The sequence below is a fragment of the Pseudomonas cavernae genome (genome assembly GCF_003595175.1).
GTDB classification, from domain to species: domain Bacteria; phylum Pseudomonadota; class Gammaproteobacteria; order Pseudomonadales; family Pseudomonadaceae; genus Aquipseudomonas; species Aquipseudomonas cavernae.
The window spans coordinates 4,769,884-4,788,625 of record NZ_CP032419.1 but is presented as its reverse complement, the minus strand read 5'-3'; the positions used below and the strand labels follow the sequence as shown (position 1 = coordinate 4,788,625).

Here is an 18,742-nt window from a genome sequence, read left to right as displayed (position 1 = left end):
CCGGGGGAAGGGCGACGCAGCGGTTGGCGCTGCGTCGCCGCGAAATAAGGTTGCCTTTAGGCGCGGACGCGGGTGATGCGGATCACGCCTAACAGCCCGCGCAGTTTCTTGATCACGCGGGCCAGATGCACGCGGTCATGCACGCTGACCACCAGTTGGACCACGCTGATGCGGCCATCGCGTTCGTCCATGCTGATCTTCTCGATGTTGCCGTCGGCGGCGTTGACGCTGCTGGCCAGCAGGGCGATCAGGCCGCGCTGGTGCTCCAGCTCGACGCGCAGTTCGACGTTGAATTCGCCGGTGACATCCTTGGCCCAGGACAGCTGGATGCATTTTTCCGGGTTGTGGCGGATTTCGCTGATGTTCTTGCAGTTGTCCAGGTGCACCACCATGCCCTTGCCGGCCGACAGGTGGCCGACGATCGGGTCACCGGGGATCGGCGTGCAGCACTTGGCGTAGCTCAGCACCAGGCCCTCGGTGCCGCGGATCGCCAGCGGCCCCTGGCTGCTCGGCAGCTGTTCGCCACCTTCGGCCAGCAGGCGGCGGGCCACCACATAGGCCATGCGGTTGCCGAGGCCGATGTCTTCCAGCAGGTCCTCGAGCACTTCCAGGTGGTATTCGCCCAGCACCAGCTGCAGGCGCTTCGCAGGAATCTTCTGCAGATGGCTGTCGAAGCCGGTCAGCACCTTGTTCAGCAGGCGTTCGCCGAGGCTGATCGACTCCGAGCGGCGCTGCTGCTTGAGCGCATGGCGGATATGTGTGCGCGCCTTGCCGGTGACCACGAAGTTGAGCCAGGCTGGGTTCGGCCGGGCGCCGGGGGCGGTGACGATTTCCACCGTCGAACCACTTTCCAGGGCCTGCGACAGCGGCGCCAGGCGGCGGTTGATGCGGCAGGCGATGCACGAGTTGCCGACATCGGTGTGCACCGCATAGGCGAAGTCGACCGCGGTGGAGCCTTTCGGCAGCTCCATGATGCGGCCCTTGGGCGTGAACACGTAGACCTCGTCGGGGAACAGGTCGATCTTCACGCTCTCGATGAATTCCAGCGAGTTGCCGGCGCGTTGCTGCATCTCCAGCACGCCCTTGACCCATTGACGGGCGCGGGCGTGGCTGCCCTTGGGCTGGTCGTCGTCGCTGGACTTGTACAGCCAGTGCGCGGCGATGCCGTTGTTGGCCATCTCTTCCATCTCGCGGGTGCGGATCTGGATCTCGATGGGCACGCCGTGCATGCCGAACAGGGTGGTGTGCAGCGACTGGTAGCCGTTGGCCTTGGGGATCGCGATGTAGTCCTTGAAGCGCCCGGGCAGCGGCTTGTACAGGTTGTGCACGGCGCCGAGCACGCGGTAGCAGGTGTCGACCTTGTCGACGATGATGCGGAAGGCGTAGACGTCCATGATCTCGTTGAACGCCCGGCGCTTGCCGCGCATCTTCTTGTAGATGCTGTAGAGGTGCTTCTCGCGGCCGATCACCTCGCCGCTCATGCCTTCGCGGGTCAGGCAGTGGGTCAGCGATTCCTCGATCTTGTTGACGATTTCCTTGCGGTTGCCGCGCGCGCCACGCACCGCGGCGCGGATGCGCGCCGAGCGCATCGGGTGCATGGCCTTGAAGCCGAGGTCCTCGAACTCCACGCGCATGCTGTGCATGCCCAGGCGGTTGGCGATCGGCGCGTAGATCTCCAGGGTTTCCTTGGCGATCCGTCGGCTCTTCTCGTGCGGCATGGCATCGAGGGTGCGCATGTTGTGCAGGCGGTCGGCGAGCTTGACCAGGATCACGCGGATGTCGCGGGCCATGGCCATGGCCATCTTCTGGAAGTTCTCGGCCTGCGCCTCGGCCTTGGTCTGGAAGTCCATCTGGGTCAGCTTGCTGACCCCGTCGACCAGCTCTGCGACGGTCTCGCCGAACTGCGCGCTGAGGGCTTCCTTGGCGATGCCGGTGTCCTCGATGACGTCATGCAGCATCGCGGCCATCAGGCTCTGATGGTCCATGTGCATGTCGGCGAGGATGTTGGCCACCGCGAGGGGATGAGTGACGTAGGCCTCGCCGCTGCGGCGGCGCTGGCCGTCGTGGGCCTGCTCGGCGTAGAAGTAGGCGCGGCGGACCAGGTTGACCTGGTCGGCGCCGAGGTAGGCCGAAAGTCGATCGGCGAGGGCGTCTATGCTCGGCACGGGTTCACCCCCGGCCGACTTGGCTCCTGCGTCGCGACACTTCGACCAGGCATAGGCTTACAGGGCCTCGTTGGCCTCTTCCTCGAAGTTGCCGAACAACGGCTCGTCATCGACGATTTCTTCTTGGGCGACGACATCATAATTGACTAGGCCGGCGGCAATTTCCCGCAGGGCGACTACGGTCGGCTTGTCGTTTTCCCAGGCGACCTTGGGCTCCTTGCCACCGGTGGCCAGTTGGCGGGAGCGCTTGGTGGCGAGCATGACCAGCTCGAAGCGGTTATCGACGTTGTCCAGGCAGTCTTCAACGGTAACGCGGGCCATGGTGTTCCTCTAGCGACGTAAATGAGCAAAAAACCGTGCCCGAATGGGCGGGCGGACTGGATAGTCTAAAAAATAGCCAGCATTTAGGGAAGAGCGGATTTTCCGCCCCGCCCCTGGCTCAGGCCAGCAACTCCGCCAGCAACCGGCCGAAACGCTGCTGCTGAGGGGCTTGTTGCAGCTGGTTGCTGCGGAAGATCGCCCTCAGATCGTCCAGGGCGTGGGCGAAATCATCGTTGATCACCAGATAGTCGTACTCGACATAGTGGCTCATCTCGCTGACCGCCTCGCGCATGCGCCGCTCGATGATCTCGTCGCTGTCCTGGCCGCGGTTGGTCAGGCGCTGGCGCAAGGCTTCTTGCGTCGGCGGCAGGATAAAGATGGATTTCGCCTGCGGCATCAGCTTGCGCACCTGCTGGGCGCCCTGCCAGTCGATTTCCAGGATCAGGTCGTAGCCTTCGCCAAGGGTCTGTTCCAGCCAGCGCTGCGAGGTGCCGTAGAGGTTGCCGAAGACTTCCGCATGCTCGAGAAATTCATCGCGCTCGAGCATGGCGAGGAAGGCCTCGCGATCGACGAAGTGATAGTTGATCCCGTCGGTTTCGCCGGGACGCATGCCGCGAGTGGTGTGCGAAACCGACACGCGGATCTGCGGCTGGGTGTCGATCAGGGCCTTGACCAGGCTGGTCTTGCCGGCGCCGGAGGGCGCGGAAACGATGTAGAGGGTGCCGGTGGGGGCGTTCATGTCGGGTTTGCCTTACTCGATGTTCTGCACTTGTTCGCGCATCTGCTCGATCAACACCTTGAGGTTGACCGCGGCCTGGGTGCTGCGCGGGTCGAAGGCCTTGGAGCCGAGGGTGTTGGCTTCGCGGTTGAGTTCCTGCATGAGGAAGTCCAGGCGCCGGCCGGCGGCGCCGCCGGCCTTGAGCACCCGGCGCACTTCGCTGACGTGGGTGCTGAGGCGGTCGAGCTCTTCGGCGACGTCGCTCTTCTGCGCCAGCAGCACCAGCTCCTGCTCCAGGCGCTGCGGGTCCAGTTCGGCCTTCATCTCGGTGAAGCGGTCGAGGATCTTCTGCCGCTGGCCGGCGAGCATCTGCGGCACCAGCGCGCGCAGGGCGCTGACCTCGGCGAGGATACTGTCCAGGCGCTCGTTGAGCAGCTTGGCCAGCTCGGCGCCTTCGCGTGCGCGGCCGCCCTTCAGCTCGCCGAGGGCCTGCTCGAGCAGTTCCAGCGCGGCCTTGTTCAAGGCTTGCGGGTCGGCGGCGTCGGCTACCAGCACGCCGGGCCAGGCCAGCACTTCCACAGGGTTGAGGGCGGCGGGCTGCTTAATCAGGGCGGCCACACTCTCGGCGGCGGCGACCACCTGGGCGGCGCGCTCGCGATCGACCTGCAGCGGCTGGCCGGCGCTGTCTTCGGCGAAGCGCAGGGTGCATTCCACCTTGCCGCGTGACAGGCCCTGGCGCAGCGCCTCGCGCACCGCGCCTTCGAGGTCGCGAAAGGCCTCCGGCAGGCGCAGGTGCGGCTCCAGATAGCGATGGTTGACCGAGCGCAATTCCCAGCTCAGGGTGCCGTGGGTACCGGCCCGCTCGACGCGGGCGAAGGCAGTCATGCTGTGCACCATGGGAATACCTCGCGGATAAGAGACGGAACGAAAGGCGCAGGATTGTAGCGCAGAGCGTCCGCCGCTCCCAATTTGCTGTGTCGCACCGGCTGGGCCGCCCTATAATGGCGAGCAGATTCCCGTCCCGTATAGGTAGACCCAGATGAAACGTCCCAGTGGCCGCGCCGCCGATCAGTTGCGCTCGATCCGTATCACCCGCAACTACACCAAGCACGCCGAGGGTTCGGTGCTGGTCGAGTTCGGTGACACTAAGGTGATTTGCACGGTCAGCGTCGAGACGGGCGTGCCGCGCTTCCTCAAGGGCCAGGGCCAGGGTTGGCTGACCGCCGAGTACGGCATGCTGCCGCGCGCCACCGGTGAGCGTAACCAGCGTGAGGCGAGCCGCGGCAAGCAGGGCGGACGCACCCTGGAAATCCAGCGCCTGATCGGCCGCTCGCTGCGTGCCGCGCTGGACATGTCCAAGCTCGGCGAGATCACCCTGTACGTCGACTGCGATGTGATCCAGGCCGATGGCGGCACCCGTACCGCGTCGATCACTGGGGCGATGGTGGCGCTGGTCGACGCGCTGCGGGTGCTCAAGAAGCGCGGCGGCCTGAAGGGCGGCGACCCGCTCAAGCAGTTGATCGCCGCGGTGTCGGTGGGCATCTATCAGGGCGAACCGGTGCTGGATCTGGACTACCTGGAAGATTCCGCTGCCGAGACCGATCTCAACGTGGTGATGACCGAAGGCGGCGGCTTCATCGAGGTGCAGGGCACCGCCGAAGGTGCGCCGTTCCAGCCGGAAGAGCTGAATGCCATGCTGGCGTTGGCGCAGAAGGGCATGGCCGAGCTGGTCGAGTTGCAGAACGCCGCCCTGGCGGACTGACCCGTTCCACCGCAAGGAGTGGTGCATGAACGATGACAACCGGCTACCGGGCCCGGCGCCCAGTCAGGAAGCCCGCCAGTGGGCGATGTTCTGTCACTTCGCGGCCTTCCTCGGCTTGGCCTTCCCATTTGGCAACCTGCTCGGGCCGCTGATCGTCTGGCAGATCAAGAAGGATCTCGACCCCTTCGTCGATGCCCAGGGCAAGGAGGCACTGAATTTCCAGATCACCGTGGCGATTGCCGCGCTGGTGTGCATCCTGCTGATGCTGGTGGTGATCGGCTTCCTGCTGCTTGGGCTGCTCGGCATAGGCGCCCTGGTGCTGACCATCATCGCCGGGATCAAGGCCAACGAGGGTCTGGATTACCGTTACCCATTCTGCTGGCGCTTGCTCAAGTAGGCGCAGCAGACACAAAAAAGCCGGCGCAATGCCGGCTTTTTTGTGCCTCGGACTTCGACCTCAGACCGTCAGCGTCCAGTCGTAATCGACAATCAGCGGCGCATGCTGGGAGAAGCGCGGCTGTCGCGGCAGGCGGGCGCCGCGCACGAAGCGGCGCAGGCCTGGGGTCAGCAACTGGTAGTCGAAACGCCAGCCGAGGTTGAGCATTTCTGCCTGCTCGCTGTCCGCCCACCAGCTGAACTGCTCGCCTTCGCGGCTGATCTCGCGCAGCGCGTCAACGTAGCCCATGGTGCCGAACACTTCGTCGAGCCAGGCCCGCTCCGGCGCCAGGAAGCCCGGTGCCTGCTGGCAGTCACGCCAGTTCTTTACATCCATCTTCTGATGCGCGACATACAGCGAGCCGCAGTAGATGTACTCGCGGCGCTTGCGCCGTTGCTTGTCCAGGTAATGGGTGAAGTCGTCCATGAACTTGAACTTCTGGTTCAAGCTCTCGTCGCCGTTCTGCCCGCTCGGCAGCAGCAAGCTGGCGATACTCACCTTGTCGAAATCGGCCTGCAGGTAGCGCCCGTAGCGATCGGCGGTCTCGAAACCGAGTCCGCTGATCACCGCCTTGGGTTGCAACCGCGAATAGAGCGCCACACCACCTTGGTCAGGCACTTCGGCTTCGCAGGCATAGAGGAAATAGCCATCCAGTTGGAGGGCTGGGTCGTCCAGTTCAAAGGCGGAGGAGCGGGTGTCCTGCAGGCAGATGACGTCGGCATTCTGGGCTTGCAGCCAGCTGAGGAGTCCTCGCTCGACGGCAGCTTGAATACCATTCACGTTCACACTGATGATCCGCATAAATGGCCCCCAAAAACACGTGCGTGTATGATACCCGAGCTCACTTCAATTAGCTAAATCCGTGCCGTTCGGGGCTTTTTCATGCAGGCGTACCAGCGCGATTTCATCCGTTTTGCCATTGAACGCGGGGTGCTGCGTTTCGGTCAGTTCACCCTCAAATCCGGCCGTACCAGTCCGTATTTCTTCAATGCCGGGTTGTTCAACAGCGGTTCGGCCCTGGCCCAGCTCGGGCAGTTCTATGCCGCCGCGGTGGTCGACAGCGGCATCGCCTTCGACGTGCTGTTCGGCCCAGCCTACAAGGGCATTCCGCTGGCGGCGACCACCGCGGTGGCGCTGGCGGACAAGCATCAGCGCGATCTGCCCTGGTGCTTCAACCGCAAGGAAGCCAAGGACCACGGCGAGGGCGGCACCCTGGTGGGCGCGCCGCTGGCCGGAAGGGTGTTGATCGTCGATGACGTGATTACCGCCGGCACGGCGATCCGCGAGGTCATGCAGATCATTCAAGCGCAGGGTGCGCAGGCGGCCGGCGTGTTGATCGCCTTGAACCGCCAGGAGCGCGGCCAGGGTGAGCTGTCGGCGATTCAGGAAGTCGAGCGCGACTTCGGCATGCCGGTGATCAGCATTGTGTCTCTGCAGCAGGTGCTGGAGTATCTGGCCGGGGATGCCGAGCTCAAGCAGCATCTGTCGGCGGTGCAGGCCTACCGCGAACAGTACGGAATCTAACCCCGCCAAGGTGTCGTCCATGCTCAAACCGGGTTCGCTGCGCGTTGCGTTGTTGCTGGGGTTGCTGCTGCCGTTGGGAGCGGGGGCGACCGAGCTGTACCGTTACGTCAACGACAAGGGCGTGACCGTCCTCGATCGCCAGGGCGTGCCGCCGCAGTACATCGGCAAGGGCTACGAGGTAATCAACGAGCAGGGGCGGGTGATCCGGGTGATTCCGCCGGCGCCCAGTGCGGAAGAGATGCAGCGTCAGCTCGACGAGAAGGCGCGCGCCAGTTCGGATGCCCAATTGTTGCGGCTATATAGCACTCTGGAGGACGTCGACCGGGCCAAGGCGCGCAAGCTCACCGAGCTGGACGGCTTGATCGGCGTGGCGCGCGGTAATCTGCAGTCGCTGCGCAGCCAACAGGCCAACCTGCAGGGCCAGGCGGCCGATCAGGAGCGCGCCGGGCGCCAAGTGCCGGAGCATCTGCTGGCGCAGATCGACAACCTGAAAGCCGAGCAGGAGCACGCGCAGCAGGACATTCAGCGTTACGAGACGGCCCGCCAGCAGGCCGAGGCGAGTTTCGGCGCCGATCGCGCGCGGCTGGCCAAGTTGCTGGGTGTCCAGCCCTGAGGGGCTGAATTCTCGCGTGGCTGTTTGGCGCTGCCGGCGACTGCCGGGAGCGCATCCCTTCATTCGCTGGGCGCGCACACTTCGAAGGCGCGCACCTTCTCGCGCAGCCAGTCCGGCAGCGCTCGACTGCTGCGGCTGGCGCTGTCGGCATGCACGTAGATCACTTCGCCGGCGGTCAGCGGCGTCTGCTCGCGCCAGATCCCCAGCTTGAAGTTCAGGCTCGAACGCCCCAGGCGGCCGACCCGCACGCCGATCTCCAGGCAGTCGTCGAAGTGCGCCGGGGCGAAGTATTCGAGAATGGTCTTGACCGCGAAGAAGTCGCCGCCGTCGCGGCTGAGGTCGGCCGGATAGGCCACCCCGAGGGCGCGGAAGTATTCGGTGATGGCGACGTCGGCGTAGGTCAGGTAGTGGCCGTTGAAAACGATGCCCTGCGGGTCGACCTCCGCCCAGCGTACCCGCAGCGGGTGGCTGAAACGGAAGTCGGCGCGCACGAGCATGTCAGTGCTTCTTGCGGTTGCAGATCAGGGTGCCAACGCCGCTGTCGGTGAAGATCTCCAACAGCACCGCATGCGGCACGCGGCCGTCGATGATGTGCGCGCTGGTGACGCCGCCCTGCACCGCTTCCAGGGCGCAACGGATCTTCGGCAGCATGCCGCCGTAGATGGTGCCGTCGGCGATCAGCCCGTCGACCTGCTCGGTAGTCAGGCCGGTCAGCACCTGGCCCTGCTTGTCCATCAGGCCGGCGATGTTGGTCAGCAGCATCAGCTTCTCGGCGCGTAGCGCCTCGGCCACCTTGCCGGCCACCAGGTCGGCGTTGATGTTGTACGACTCACCCTCGGCGCCGACGCCGATCGGCGCGATCACCGGGATGAAGTCGCCCTTGACCAGCATGTTCAGCAGCTCGGTGTTGACCCCGACGACTTCGCCGACATGGCCGATGTCGATGATTTCCGGCTGGGTCATGTCCGGGGTCTGGCGGGTCACGGTGAGCTTCTTCGCGCGGATCAGCTCGGCGTCCTTGCCGGTCAGGCCGATGGCGCTGCCGCCGTGGCGGTTGATCAGGTTGACGATGTCCTTGTTGACCTGGCCGCCGAGGACCATCTCCACCACGTCCATGGTCTGCGCGTCGGTGACGCGCATGCCGTCGATGAAGTGGCTCTCGATCGACAGGCGCTTGAGCAGGTCGCCGATCTGCGGGCCGCCGCCGTGGACCACCACGGGATTGATGCCGACCGCCTTCATCAGCACGATGTCGCGGGCGAAGCCTTCCTTCAGCTCGTCGCTCTCCATGGCGTTGCCGCCGTACTTGATCACCAGGGTCTTGCCGACGAAGCGGCGGATATACGGCAGCGCTTCGGAAAGCACCTGGGCGATGTTGGTGGCGGCGTCACGGTTGAGGGTCATGGGAACAGACTCCGATCAGAACGGCAGATTGAGGTCAGGGACGGCGGCTAGCAGCTGGGCGCGGAAGATCGTCTGGATGCGTTCCAGCTCTTCGGCGCTGTCGCCTTCGAAGCGCAACACCAGCACCGGGGTGGTGTTGGAGGCGCGCACCAGGCCCCAGCCTTTCGGGTAATCGACGCGCACACCATCGAGGGTGGTCACGCTGCCGTCGCCCCACTGGCCGTCGCTTTGCAGTTTGTCGATGATGGCGAACTTGCTCTCCTCGGTGACCTGGATGTTGATTTCCGGGGTCGACACGTCGAGCGGGAAGGCGGAGAACACCCGTTCGGCGTCGCGCTTGTCGAGGCTGAGGATTTCCAGCAGGCGGGCGGCGCTGTAGATGCCGTCATCGAAACCGAACCAGCGTTCCTTGAAGAAGATGTGGCCGCTCATCTCGCCGGCCAGCAGCGCGCCGGTTTCCTTCATCTTCTTCTTGATCAGCGAGTGGCCGGTCTTCCACATCACCGGACGGCCGCCGTAGCCGCTGATCAGCGCGCCCAGGCGGCGGGTGCACTTGACGTCGAAGATCACGTCGGCGCCGGGGTTGCGCGACACCACGTCCTTGGCGAACAGCATCATCAAGCGGTCGGGGTAGACGATGGTGCCTTCGTTGGTCACCACGCCGACGCGGTCGCCGTCGCCATCGAAGGCCAGGCCGACATCGGCCTGGACTTCCTTGACCTTGGCGATCAGGTCGACCAGGTTCTCTGGCTTGCCCGGGTCCGGATGGTGGTTGGGGAAGGTGCCGTCGACCTCGCAGAACAGCGGGATCACCGTGCAGCCCAGGGCCTCGATCAGCTGCGGGGCGATCACCCCGGCGGCGCCGTTGCCGCAGTCGACCACCACCTTGAGCGGCCTGGCCAGGGCGATGTCGTCGCGGATCTGCTGGAAGTAGCGTTCGAGGATCTCGACCTGCTCGACGCTGCCGTTGCCGCTGGACAGGTCGTTGTTCTCGATGCGCAGGCGCAGGGCCTGGATCTGTTCGTTGGCCAGGGTGTCGCCGGCGACCATGATCTTGAAGCCGTTGTAGTCCGGCGGGTTATGGCTGCCGGTGAGCATCACCCCGGACTTGCCGGCCAGCACGTTGGCCGCGTAGTACAGCGCCGGGGTCGGCACCATGCCGATGTCGCTGACGTCGCAGCCGGCTTCCACCAGGCCCTGGATCAGCGCCTGCACCAGCTCGGGGCCGGACAGCCGGCCGTCACGGCCCACCGAGACATTCGACTCGCCGCGGGCGAGGCTTTCCGCGCCGACGGCGCGGCCGACCCAGTAAGCGGTTTCGCTGGTCAGGGTGTCGCCGACCACGCCACGGATATCGTAGGCGCGGAAAATGCTGGCGGGCAGGTTGGGGGCGGTAATTGCGGTGGCACTCATGGTGGGGGCTTGCTCCAGTCCCAGGAGATCCTGGTCTTCGTCGAGGATGTCGATATCGAGAATATCGGTGTCTTGAAAGAGCGGGTCGACCGCCTCGGCGGCCTTGGCCGGGGTGGCGGTGCTCGGGTTGTGGGTCGGGCCGGCAGTGCTGTGGTTGCCGTTATGACCATTACTGTTGCCGTTGCCATTCTTGGCCGGGCGCTGCAGGCGCGCCAGCGACTGGGCCAGGCCATTCAGTTCGTTCAGGCTCAGGCTGAAGGCTTTGACGGCTTTGCCGCTGGAGAGTTCGCTCAAGATTTGCCCGAGCTGCTGCACGTCGCCGTGCAGGCGGCGCTGCTGGCTGCGTTGCTGCAAGAACAGGCCGAGCAGGGCGCCGGCGAGGATCAGCAGAGCGGCGAGGACCAGCAGCAGCGGCGAGAGGCCGGGCTGTTCGAGGGTCGGGCCGGGGACGAAGCTGAGCTTCCAGTTCGGGTTGCCGCTGTCCAAGGCCAGCGCCGCGCCGGCCGCATTCTCGCCGCGCTGGGCCAGCAGTTGCGCCGGGTTGTTGCCGAATTGCTGGGTCAGTTGCAGCTGGCCGACGCCCGCCGGCAGGGGTGGCAGGCTGGCGAGCAGGCGCTGCAGATCGACCACCAGCAGCAGCGAGCCCTGCACCGCCTCGTTGTCGCTCGCCCGCAGCGCCGCGGCGCTGTAGAGCAGCCAGCGCTGACCATTCTTGTAGGCTTCCGGGGCCGGACTCTGGCCGTTTTCCACCCGTCGCAGCAGGTCGAGGGCGGCGAAGTTCACCGGCGCCACGCCATTGGCGTCCTGCACGGCTTGGCCTGGCAGGTTGAGGTGGGCGCCGATCACGCCGTCCCAGTAGCCGAGGCCGCGTTCGGCGGTGCGAATCTGTGCGCTGTCCTGGCTCTGCAGGGCTTGTTGCAGTTGCGGGTTGCGCGCCGCCGCCAGGGTGTCGGCGTGCAGTTGCTTGAGGGCCTGCTGCAGGGCGGCGGCCTGGCTGCCGCCCCAGGCCTCGGCGAGCTGCTGCCGTTGGGCTTGCTGCTGGCTGTGCAGGCCGCCGAACCACAGCAGCGCGGCGGCGGCGAGCAGGCCAGCGAGCGCCGCCGCGAGGCTCGGCAGCAGCGCCGGCAGGTTCGCCGGCGGCTCGGCGGCGGCGGACGGTGAGCTGGTTAGGGTCAGGCTGTCGCCGGCCCGGTCCTTGGCGGAGCGCTTGAAGAGTTTCACAGACAATCTCCCCGGCAATTCATCCTGAACGGTAGCGGCTGCTTCAGTGGCTGCCGGAGTGACCGAAGCCGCCGGCGCCGCGCAGGCTCTCGTCGAATTGCTCGATCAGCTCGAAATGCGCCTGCACCACCGGCACCAGCACCAGTTGGGCGATGCGCTCGCCGACGGCGATGGTGAAGGCGCTCTGGCCGCGATTCCAGCAGGACACCATCAGTTCGCCCTGATAGTCGGAGTCGATCAGGCCGACCAGATTGCCGAGGACGATGCCGTGCTTATGGCCGAGTCCGGAGCGCGGCAGGATCAACGCCGCCAGGCCAGGGTCGGCGACATAAATGGCCAGGCCGGTGGGGATCAGCAGGGTCTGGCCCGGCTCGAGGGTGACCTCGGCGTCGAGCATGGCGCGCAGATCGAGGCCGGCGGAACCCGGGGTGGCATAGTGCGGCAGCGGGAAGTCGCGGCCAATGCGGGGGTCGAGAATCTTGGCTTGCAGTGAGTGCATGGGGTCTCAGGCTTGGTTGAGGCGGTCGGCGATGAAGGCGATCAGTTGGCGGGCGATCTTGCCCTTGCTGGTCTGGGCGAAGCCGTGCTGGTGCTGGTCGCGATCGATGATGGTGATGGCGTTCTCTTCGCTGTTGAAGCCGATGCTGGGGTTGGCCACATCATTGGCGACGATCAGGTCGAGGTTCTTGTCGCGCAGCTTGCGCGAGGCGTAGGCCAGCAGGTTCTCGGTCTCGGCGGCGAAGCCGACGCTGAACGGGCGATCCGCGCGGCCGGCCAGGGTGGCGAGAATGTCCGGGTTGCGCACCATCTGCAGGAACAGGCCGTCGCCGGTGGTGGGGTCTTTCTTCAGCTTGTGCTCGGCCACCACTTCCGGGCGGTAGTCGGCCACCGCGGCGGCGGCGATCAGCAGGTCGCAGGGCATCGCCGCTTCGCAGGCGGCGAGCATGTCGCGGGCGCTGACCACGTCGATGCGGTTGACCCGGTCGGGGGTCGGCAGATACACCGGGCCAGTAACCAGGGTCACTCGCGCGCCGGCCTCGGCGGCGGCCTCGGCGAGGGCGAAGCCCATCTTGCCGGAGCTGTGGTTGGTGATGTAACGCACCGGGTCGATGTTTTCCTGGGTCGGTCCGGCGGTGATCAGCACGTGCTTGCCATCCAGCACCTGGCGCTGGAAACAGTCGGCGGCCAGCTCGGCCAGATCGTCGGCCTCCAGCATGCGGCCGAGGCCGACGTCGCCGCAGGCTTGGCTGCCCGAGGCGGGGCCGAACACACGCAGGCCGCGCTGGGCGAGCAGGTCGAGGTTGGCCTGGGTCGCCGGGTCGCGCCACATGGCTTGATTCATCGCCGGGGCGAGGGCAATGGTGGCGTCGGTGGCCAGCACCAGGGTGGTCAGCAGGTCGTTGGCCACGCCTTGGGCCAGGCGTGCCAGCAGATCGGCGGTGGCCGGGGCGATCAGCACCAGGTCGGCCCAGCGCGCCAGTTCGATATGGCCCATGGCAGCCTCGGCAGCCGGGTCGAGCAGATCCAGGTGCACCGGATGGCCGGATAGCGCCTGCAGGGTCAGCGGGGTGATGAATTCGCGTCCGCCCTGGGTCATCACCACCCGCACTTCGGCGCCTTGGTCGCGCAGGCGGCGAACCAGTTCGGCGCTCTTGTACGCGGCAATGCCGCCACCCACGCCGAGGACGATGCGTTTCCGATACAGCCGCTGCATAGAACTGCCTTAAATACAGAGTGAATGGAGTCGGCGGTGACGCCGCCTCCCCTGGCCTGTCGCCGCGCAAAAAAGTTCGGCTACGATATCACAGCGCCCGCACCGGAGCAGCGGGCCGGCTCGACAGGGAGAGGCTATGAGCATTCGTGATTGGCCCGCGGCGGAGCGCCCGCGGGAGAAGCTGTTGGAGCTGGGTGCGGCGAGCTTGAGCGACGCCGAGTTGCTGGCGATTTTCCTGCGCACCGGGGTAGCCGGCAAGAGTGCGGTGGATCTGGCGCGCCATCTATTGAGCGCTTTCGGCGGCTTGCGGCCGTTGCTGGAGGCCGATCAGGCCAGTTTCAGCCAGCATCTGGGTCTCGGACCGGCCAAGTTCGCCCAGTTGCAGGCGGTGCTGGAGATGGCCCGCCGGCATCTGGCCGAGCGCCTGCGCCGCGACTCGGCGCTGGAAAGCCCGCAGGCGGTACGCGACTACCTCAAGGCCCGGCTGCGCCACGAGCCGCATGAGGTGTTCGCCTGCCTGTTTCTCGACGCCAAGCACCGGGTGCTGGCCTTCGAGGTGCTGTTCCAGGGTACGGTGGACGGCGCCAGCGTCTATCCCCGCCAGGTGGTCAAGCGCGCCCTGGCGCACAACGCGGCGGCGCTGATCCTGACCCACAACCATCCGTCCGGGGTGGCCGAACCGAGCCAGGCCGACCGGGTGCTGACCCAGCGCCTGAAGGAGGCGCTGGCGCTGGTCGACGTGCGCGTGCTCGACCATTTCATCGTCGGCGACGGCGAGCCGCTGTCGATGGCCGAACTGGGCTGGGTGTAGGGTGGATGACGCGGTTCCATCCACCTTGGCGGGCTGAGCGCTCAGCGTTGCAGGCTGACTCTGGCGAAGTCCTGGCGGCCGAATGGGCTGACTTGATAACCCGTGACTTCCTTGCGCGCCAGCACCGCGGCGCGCGGGTGCGCCAGCGGCAGCCACAGCGCCTGCTGCTGGATCAGCTGCTGCGCTGCCTTATATAGCCGGCTGCGTTCGGCCTGAGCGCTGCTGCGTTTGCCGGCGTCGATCAGGCGATCCAGTTCGGGGTCGCAATAGCGTGCGAAGTTGGTCCCGGCCTGCACCGCCGCGCAGGAAAACTGCGGGGTGAGGAAGTTGTCCGGATCGCCGTTGTCGCCGGCCCAGCCCATGAACAGCAGGTCATGCTCACCGGCCTTGGCGCGGCGGATCAGCTCGCCCCATTCGACCACGCGGATCTCGGCCTGAATGCCGACTTCGGCCAGGTCGGCCTGCAGCAGCTGGGCGCCGAGGCTGGGGTTGGGGTTGAGCAGGCTGCTCGACGGCCGGGTCCAGATTGTGGTCTTGAAGCCCTCGGCCAGCCCGGCCTTGGCCAGCAGCGCGCGGGCCTGCGCGGGGTCGTGGGCGTAGCCGGGCAGCTCGCCGGCGTAGCTCCAGGTGTTCGGCGGGTAGGGGCCGTTGGCGGCGCGGGCGCCGTCCTCGAACACCGCCTTCAGGTAGCTGGTCTTGTCGAAGGCGAGGTTGATCGCCTGGCGTACCTCGGCCTTGTCCAGCGGCGCATGTTGGCTGTTGAGGGCGACGAAGGCGGTCATGAAGGCCGGGGTGTCGAGTACTTGCAGGCTCGGCTCGCCGGCGGCGGCGCGCAGGTCCAGCGGTTTCGGCGACAGGGCGATCTGGCACTCGCCGCGGCGAAGCTTCTGCAGGCGCACATTGGCGTCAGGGGTGATGGCGAACACCAGCTGATCGACTGCGGGCTTGCCGGCGAAATACTCGGGATTGGCGCCGTAGCGCACCAGTGCGTCCTTCTGGAAACGCTTGAACACGAAGGGGCCGCTGCCGATCGGCTGGCTGTTGAGCTGCTCCGGCGTGCCGGCCTTGAGCAGTTGCTCGGCGTACTCGGCGGAATAGATCGAGGCGAAGCCCATGCTCAGGGTGGCGAGGAAGGTCGCGTCGGGGTGGGCGAGGGTGAAGCGCACGTGCAGCGGATCGGGCGCCTCTATGCTCTTGATCAGGCTCGGCAGCTGCATCGACTGGGCGTGCGGATAGCCGCTCTGCGCCACCCGGTGCCAGGGGTTGGCCGGGTCGAGCATGCGCTGGAAGCTGAACAGCACGTCCGCGGCGTTCAGCTCGCGGCTGGGGCTGAACCAGTCGGTGTGGTGAAACTTGACCCCGGGACGCAGGGTGAAGCTGTAGCTCAGGCCGTCGGCGCTGACCTCCCAGCGTTCGGCCAGGCTCGGACGCAGCTCGCCGCTGGCGGCGTCGAAGTCGACCAGGCGGTTCATCAGCACGTCGGCGGAGGCGTTGGTGGTGGTCAGTGAGTTGTACTGCACGACGTCGAAGCCTTCCGGGCTGCTTTCGGTGCAGACGCTGAGGGTGGCGGCCTGGGCCAGTAGCGGGGCGAACAGTAGTGGCAAGGCAGCGAAACGCATGGCATTACTCCTGGGCGAGGCGGCGGCCCATCCGCGGGCGCGCTGGAAAGGGCTTACCCTAGACCATGGGCCGGCACGGAACAACGCCGGCGGCTGACGAACGGTCGGCGCTCCTGAGAGCCATGAGCCGGCGGCGTGCGTCATGGATGCCGGCTGTCGAGGGCGTCGCTGCGGGCAGCGTTGTCCTTGTTGCTGGCAGGGCTTTCTGGTATAAAGCAGCGCTCTTTTCTAGGGGCCCGGTTCCTTCGCTTGTAGGTGTGGCCGGTAAGACCCTGAAGAAACGCGGCGCAGAGCGCCAACTGACTATGAGTTTAAGCGGCCAACCCATGCCGGGTTGGGCATGTGGTTTTAGAGGGCTGAGGTATGTCGAGAGTCTGTCAAGTTACCGGTAAGGGTCCGGTAACCGGGAATAACATTTCCCACGCGAACAACAAAACCCGCCGTCGTTTCCTGCCGAACCTGCAGCATCACCGCTTCTGGGTCGAGTCCGAGAACCGCTTCGTCCGTCTGCGTCTGTCCGCCAAGGGTATGCGCATCATCGACAAGCGTGGTATTGATGTCGTGTTGTCCGAGCTGCGCGCTCGCGGCGAAAAGGTTTAAGGAGCAAGTCATGCGTGAACTGATCCGTTTGGTGTCCAGCGCCGGTACCGGCCACTTCTACACCACCGACAAGAACAAGCGCACCACCCCGGATAAGATCGAAATCAAAAAATTCGATCCGACCATCCGTAAGCACGTGATGTACAAGGAAGCCAAGATCAAGTAATTGATCCGCTCCTGCTGAAAAGAACCCGCCCTCCGGCGGGTTTTTTTTGCCTGCAGTTTTTTGCCTGGGTTTTTTCACCTGAACCGCAGGCAAGAAAATGCCCGCCAAGTGGCGGGCCAAGGTTCACGCAGGAATCGACTGGGATCAGGCGCTGGCCTGTTCGAAGATCACATAGACCTTGCGGCACGGCTCCAGCACTTCCCAGGTGCCGCGAAAACCGGCGGGGATGACGAAGCGGTCGCCGGCACGCAGGGTCTTGCTGTTGCCGTCGGCATCGCGCAGCACCGAGACGCCCTGGAGGATCTCGCAATACTCGTGTTCGCTGTAGCTCACCGTCCACTGGCCGACCGCGCCTTCCCAGATGCCGGCGCTGAACTGGCCGCAGGGGCTGGCGTAGTGGTTGCGCACGCTCTGCTGCGGGTCACCCTTGAGGACTTTTTCCGCGGCTGGGCGGTAGTGTTCGGCGGTGCTGGTGGCGCTGGCGAAATCGACGATCTGCTGAATGTTCATGCGGGGCGACGTCATTGGCAGGTGGTGGCGGCCTGTTAGGGCCGGATGGCGGCAGTCTATGTTTAATAAAACGAACATGACAAGGGCGTTTATCGCGCTTATGTCAAAAATATTGAAAATGGCGCATGCCCGGTTTAGTGTTGTCGCACCTTGGCCGACGAGGCCATGCCGTTTTCGGGCGCGCGGGAATTGCCGCGCAGCCAGCACAATAAGAGGATGCCCGTATGACCAGCTTGACCCGTGCCGATTGGGAACAGCGCGCCGATGCCCTGAAGATCGAGGGCCGCGCCTTCGTCCACGGCGAATATCGCGATGCGCTCTCCGGCGCCACCTTCGAGTGCGTCAGCCCGGTCGATGGCCGCCTGCTCGGCCTGGTCGCCAGCTGCGATGCGCCGGATGCCGAACTGGCCGTGCAGGACGCCCGCGCCACCTTCGAGTCGGGCGTGTGGTCGCGTCTAGCGCCGGTTGCACGCAAGAAGATCATGATCCGCTTCGCCGACCTGATGGACGCCCATGCCGAGGAGCTGGCCCTGCTGGAAACACTGGACATGGGCAAGCCGATCAGCGACGCCCTGGGCATCGACGTGCCGGGCGCCTCGCGCGCGATCCGCTGGAGCGGCGAGGCGATCGACAAGATCTACGACGAAGTGGCCGCCACCCCGCATGACGAGTTGGGCCTGGTCACCCGCGAGCCGGTCGGCGTGGTTGCCGCCATCGTGCCGTGGAACTTCCCGATGATCATGACCGCCTGGAAGCTCGGCCCGGCGCTGGCCACTGGTAACTCGGTAATCGTCAAACCGTCCGAGAAGTCGCCGCTGACCGCCCTGCGCATCGCCCAACTGGCCATCGAGGCCGGCATTCCGGCCGGCGTGCTCAACGTCCTGCCGGGCTATGGCCACACAGTGGGCAAGGCCCTGGCGCTGCACATGGATGTCGATACCCTGGTGTTCACCGGCTCGACCAAGATCGCCAAGCAACTGATGATCTACGCCGGCGAATCGAACATGAAGCGCGTCTGGCTGGAGGCCGGCGGCAAGAGCGCCAACATCGTCTTCGCCGATGCGCCGGACCTCAAGGCTGCTGCCGAAGCGGCTGCCGCGGCGATCTGCTTCAACCAGGGCGAGATGTGCACCGCTGGCTCGCGCCTGCTGGTGGAGCGCTCGATCAAGGAGCAGTTCATGTCGCTGGTGCTGGAGGCCATGCGCGGCTGGCAGGCCGGCCATGCGCTGGACCCGGCGACCAAGGTCGGCGCGCTGGTCGACGCTGGCCACCTGAATACCGTGCTGTCCTACATCGAAGCCGGCCATGCGGACAAGGCCAAGCTGCTCTGCGGCGGCAAGCGCACCCTGGAGGAGACCGGTGGCGTGTATGTCGAGCCGACCATCTTCGACGACGCGCATAACGCCATGCGTATCGCCAAGGAAGAAATCTTCGGTCCGGTGCTGACGGTGATCCCGTTCGACAGCACCGAGGAAGCCATCGCCATCGCCAACGACAGCATCTATGGTCTGGCCGCAGCGATCTGGACCAGCAACCTGTCCAAGGCGCACCTGGCGGCCAAGGCGCTGCGCGTCGGCAGCATGTGGGTCAACCAGTACGATGGCGGCGACATGACCGCGCCGTTCGGCGGCTTCAAGCAGTCCGGCAACGGCCGCGACAAGTCGCTGCATGCGTTCGACAAGTACACCGAACTGAAAGCCACCTGGATCAAGCTCTAAGATCCTGCAAGTCGGGCGGGCAACCGC

General features: G+C 65.7%; 20 protein-coding genes. 8 read left to right on the top strand and 12 right to left on the bottom strand.

Annotation, left to right across the window (positions count from 1 at the left end; genetic code table 11):
* Nucleotides 1-56: 56 nt before the first annotated feature.
* The 4 genes from spoT to D3880_RS21800 form a co-directional block, all read right to left on the bottom strand.
* Nucleotides 57-2,165 (bottom strand): bifunctional GTP diphosphokinase/guanosine-3',5'-bis pyrophosphate 3'-pyrophosphohydrolase, encoded by a 2,109-nt coding sequence (gene spoT, locus D3880_RS21815; RefSeq protein ID WP_119895500.1) that lies wholly within the window; start codon nucleotides 2,163-2,165, stop codon nucleotides 57-59.
* 57 nt (nucleotides 2,166-2,222) lie between these two features.
* Entirely contained in the window at nucleotides 2,223-2,486 is a 264-nt protein-coding gene (gene rpoZ / locus D3880_RS21810; protein WP_119895499.1) for a DNA-directed RNA polymerase subunit omega, read from the bottom strand.
* A 118-nt stretch (nucleotides 2,487-2,604) separates the two neighbouring features.
* Nucleotides 2,605-3,225, bottom strand: coding sequence for a guanylate kinase (gene gmk, locus D3880_RS21805; protein WP_119895498.1), 621 nt, complete (start codon nucleotides 3,223-3,225; stop codon nucleotides 2,605-2,607).
* A 12-nt stretch (nucleotides 3,226-3,237) separates the two neighbouring features.
* Entirely contained in the window at nucleotides 3,238-4,101 is an 864-nt protein-coding gene (locus tag D3880_RS21800) for a YicC/YloC family endoribonuclease (RefSeq protein ID WP_119895497.1), read from the bottom strand.
* Nucleotides 4,102-4,243: 142 nt separating this feature from the next.
* Here D3880_RS21800 and rph point away from each other — a divergent pair, with 142 nt between their 5' ends.
* Both rph and D3880_RS21790 read left to right on the top strand, forming a co-directional pair.
* Entirely contained in the window at nucleotides 4,244-4,966 is a 723-nt protein-coding gene (gene rph, locus D3880_RS21795; RefSeq protein WP_119895496.1) for a ribonuclease PH, read from the top strand.
* Between the two features lie 25 nt (nucleotides 4,967-4,991).
* Complete coding sequence (locus tag D3880_RS21790; RefSeq protein ID WP_119895495.1) at nucleotides 4,992-5,363, top strand: DUF4870 domain-containing protein; 372 nt, start codon at nucleotides 4,992-4,994, stop codon at nucleotides 5,361-5,363.
* Between the two features lie 60 nt (nucleotides 5,364-5,423).
* Here the strand turns inward: D3880_RS21790 and D3880_RS21785 are convergent, their stop codons facing one another.
* Nucleotides 5,424-6,203: an exodeoxyribonuclease III gene (locus tag D3880_RS21785; protein ID WP_119895494.1), complete on the bottom strand. Its 780-nt coding sequence runs from the start codon at nucleotides 6,201-6,203 to the stop codon at nucleotides 5,424-5,426.
* A gap of 81 nt (nucleotides 6,204-6,284) precedes the next feature.
* Between D3880_RS21785 and pyrE the strand changes: the two genes are divergently transcribed.
* Together pyrE and D3880_RS21775 are read left to right on the top strand one after the other, a co-directional pair.
* Nucleotides 6,285-6,926, top strand: coding sequence for an orotate phosphoribosyltransferase (gene pyrE / locus D3880_RS21780; RefSeq protein ID WP_119895493.1), 642 nt, complete (start codon nucleotides 6,285-6,287; stop codon nucleotides 6,924-6,926).
* 19 nt (nucleotides 6,927-6,945) lie between these two features.
* Complete coding sequence (locus D3880_RS21775) at nucleotides 6,946-7,539, top strand: DUF4124 domain-containing protein (RefSeq protein WP_119895492.1); 594 nt, start codon at nucleotides 6,946-6,948, stop codon at nucleotides 7,537-7,539.
* Between the two features lie 59 nt (nucleotides 7,540-7,598).
* Here the strand turns inward: D3880_RS21775 and D3880_RS21770 are convergent, their stop codons facing one another.
* The 5 genes from D3880_RS21770 to coaBC form a co-directional block, all read right to left on the bottom strand.
* Nucleotides 7,599-8,036, bottom strand: coding sequence for an acyl-CoA thioesterase (locus tag D3880_RS21770; protein ID WP_119895491.1), 438 nt, complete (start codon nucleotides 8,034-8,036; stop codon nucleotides 7,599-7,601).
* 1 nt (nucleotide 8,037) lies between these two features.
* The gene (gene argB / locus D3880_RS21765; RefSeq protein WP_119895490.1) at nucleotides 8,038-8,943 is read right to left on the bottom strand and encodes an acetylglutamate kinase; all 906 of its coding nucleotides are present in this window, start codon (nucleotides 8,941-8,943) and stop codon (nucleotides 8,038-8,040) included.
* Between the two features lie 15 nt (nucleotides 8,944-8,958).
* The gene (gene algC / locus D3880_RS22965) at nucleotides 8,959-10,356 is read right to left on the bottom strand and encodes a phosphomannomutase/phosphoglucomutase (protein WP_218567616.1); all 1,398 of its coding nucleotides are present in this window, start codon (nucleotides 10,354-10,356) and stop codon (nucleotides 8,959-8,961) included.
* 1,264 nt (nucleotides 10,357-11,620) lie between these two features.
* Entirely contained in the window at nucleotides 11,621-12,076 is a 456-nt protein-coding gene (dut, locus tag D3880_RS21755) for a dUTP diphosphatase (protein WP_119895488.1), read from the bottom strand.
* Nucleotides 12,077-12,082: 6 nt separating this feature from the next.
* Complete coding sequence (gene coaBC / locus D3880_RS21750; protein WP_119895487.1) at nucleotides 12,083-13,291, bottom strand: bifunctional phosphopantothenoylcysteine decarboxylase/phosphopantothenate--cysteine ligase CoaBC; 1,209 nt, start codon at nucleotides 13,289-13,291, stop codon at nucleotides 12,083-12,085.
* Nucleotides 13,292-13,427: 136 nt separating this feature from the next.
* Between coaBC and radC the strand changes: the two genes are divergently transcribed.
* Entirely contained in the window at nucleotides 13,428-14,102 is a 675-nt protein-coding gene (radC, locus tag D3880_RS21745; RefSeq protein WP_119895486.1) for a RadC family protein, read from the top strand.
* 41 nt (nucleotides 14,103-14,143) lie between these two features.
* On the opposite strand, the gene D3880_RS21740 is transcribed toward radC, so the two are convergent.
* A complete protein-coding gene (locus D3880_RS21740; protein ID WP_119895485.1) occupies nucleotides 14,144-15,721 on the bottom strand; it encodes an ABC transporter substrate-binding protein in 1,578 nt (525 codons plus the stop codon).
* A gap of 363 nt (nucleotides 15,722-16,084) precedes the next feature.
* Here D3880_RS21740 and rpmB point away from each other — a divergent pair, with 363 nt between their 5' ends.
* Nucleotides 16,085-16,321 carry a 50S ribosomal protein L28 gene (gene rpmB, locus D3880_RS21735; protein ID WP_003291677.1) on the top strand — a complete coding sequence of 79 codons (237 nt, stop codon included), beginning with the start codon at nucleotides 16,085-16,087 and terminating at the stop codon, nucleotides 16,319-16,321.
* Between the two features lie 10 nt (nucleotides 16,322-16,331).
* Nucleotides 16,332-16,487 carry a 50S ribosomal protein L33 gene (gene rpmG, locus D3880_RS21730; RefSeq protein ID WP_108108871.1) on the top strand — a complete coding sequence of 52 codons (156 nt, stop codon included), beginning with the start codon at nucleotides 16,332-16,334 and terminating at the stop codon, nucleotides 16,485-16,487.
* A 144-nt stretch (nucleotides 16,488-16,631) separates the two neighbouring features.
* Here the strand turns inward: rpmG and D3880_RS21725 are convergent, their stop codons facing one another.
* Entirely contained in the window at nucleotides 16,632-16,997 is a 366-nt protein-coding gene (locus D3880_RS21725) for a cupin domain-containing protein (protein ID WP_119895484.1), read from the bottom strand.
* Nucleotides 16,998-17,221: 224 nt separating this feature from the next.
* Between D3880_RS21725 and D3880_RS21720 the strand changes: the two genes are divergently transcribed.
* Nucleotides 17,222-18,715, top strand: a complete 1,494-nt coding sequence (locus tag D3880_RS21720; protein ID WP_119895483.1) for an aldehyde dehydrogenase — start codon at nucleotides 17,222-17,224, stop codon at nucleotides 18,713-18,715.
* Nucleotides 18,716-18,742: the final 27 nt, after the last annotated feature.

What these genes read in the sequence shown, in the direction of transcription:
- rph (WP_119895496.1), top strand. Translation starts at nt 4,244, where the DNA reads ATGAAACGTCCCAGTGGCCGCGCCGCCGATCAGTTGCGCTCGATCCGT.
- dut (WP_119895488.1), bottom strand. Translation starts at nt 12,076, where the DNA reads ATGCACTCACTGCAAGCCAAGATTCTCGACCCCCGCATTGGCCGCGAC.
- D3880_RS21775 (WP_119895492.1), top strand. Translation starts at nt 6,946, where the DNA reads ATGCTCAAACCGGGTTCGCTGCGCGTTGCGTTGTTGCTGGGGTTGCTG.
- D3880_RS21770 (WP_119895491.1), bottom strand. Translation starts at nt 8,036, where the DNA reads ATGCTCGTGCGCGCCGACTTCCGTTTCAGCCACCCGCTGCGGGTACGC.
- D3880_RS21800 (WP_119895497.1), bottom strand. Translation starts at nt 4,101, where the DNA reads ATGGTGCACAGCATGACTGCCTTCGCCCGCGTCGAGCGGGCCGGTACC.
- coaBC (WP_119895487.1), bottom strand. Translation starts at nt 13,291, where the DNA reads ATGCAGCGGCTGTATCGGAAACGCATCGTCCTCGGCGTGGGTGGCGGC.
- gmk (WP_119895498.1), bottom strand. Translation starts at nt 3,225, where the DNA reads ATGAACGCCCCCACCGGCACCCTCTACATCGTTTCCGCGCCCTCCGGC.
- D3880_RS21785 (WP_119895494.1), bottom strand. Translation starts at nt 6,203, where the DNA reads ATGCGGATCATCAGTGTGAACGTGAATGGTATTCAAGCTGCCGTCGAG.
- D3880_RS21725 (WP_119895484.1), bottom strand. Translation starts at nt 16,997, where the DNA reads ATGAACATTCAGCAGATCGTCGATTTCGCCAGCGCCACCAGCACCGCC.
- argB (WP_119895490.1), bottom strand. Translation starts at nt 8,943, where the DNA reads ATGACCCTCAACCGTGACGCCGCCACCAACATCGCCCAGGTGCTTTCC.
- rpmG (WP_108108871.1), top strand. Translation starts at nt 16,332, where the DNA reads ATGCGTGAACTGATCCGTTTGGTGTCCAGCGCCGGTACCGGCCACTTC.
- radC (WP_119895486.1), top strand. Translation starts at nt 13,428, where the DNA reads ATGAGCATTCGTGATTGGCCCGCGGCGGAGCGCCCGCGGGAGAAGCTG.
- rpmB (WP_003291677.1), top strand. Translation starts at nt 16,085, where the DNA reads ATGTCGAGAGTCTGTCAAGTTACCGGTAAGGGTCCGGTAACCGGGAAT.
- D3880_RS21790 (WP_119895495.1), top strand. Translation starts at nt 4,992, where the DNA reads ATGAACGATGACAACCGGCTACCGGGCCCGGCGCCCAGTCAGGAAGCC.
- D3880_RS21740 (WP_119895485.1), bottom strand. Translation starts at nt 15,721, where the DNA reads ATGCGTTTCGCTGCCTTGCCACTACTGTTCGCCCCGCTACTGGCCCAG.
- rpoZ (WP_119895499.1), bottom strand. Translation starts at nt 2,486, where the DNA reads ATGGCCCGCGTTACCGTTGAAGACTGCCTGGACAACGTCGATAACCGC.
- pyrE (WP_119895493.1), top strand. Translation starts at nt 6,285, where the DNA reads ATGCAGGCGTACCAGCGCGATTTCATCCGTTTTGCCATTGAACGCGGG.
- algC (WP_218567616.1), bottom strand. Translation starts at nt 10,356, where the DNA reads ATGAGTGCCACCGCAATTACCGCCCCCAACCTGCCCGCCAGCATTTTC.
- D3880_RS21720 (WP_119895483.1), top strand. Translation starts at nt 17,222, where the DNA reads ATGACCAGCTTGACCCGTGCCGATTGGGAACAGCGCGCCGATGCCCTG.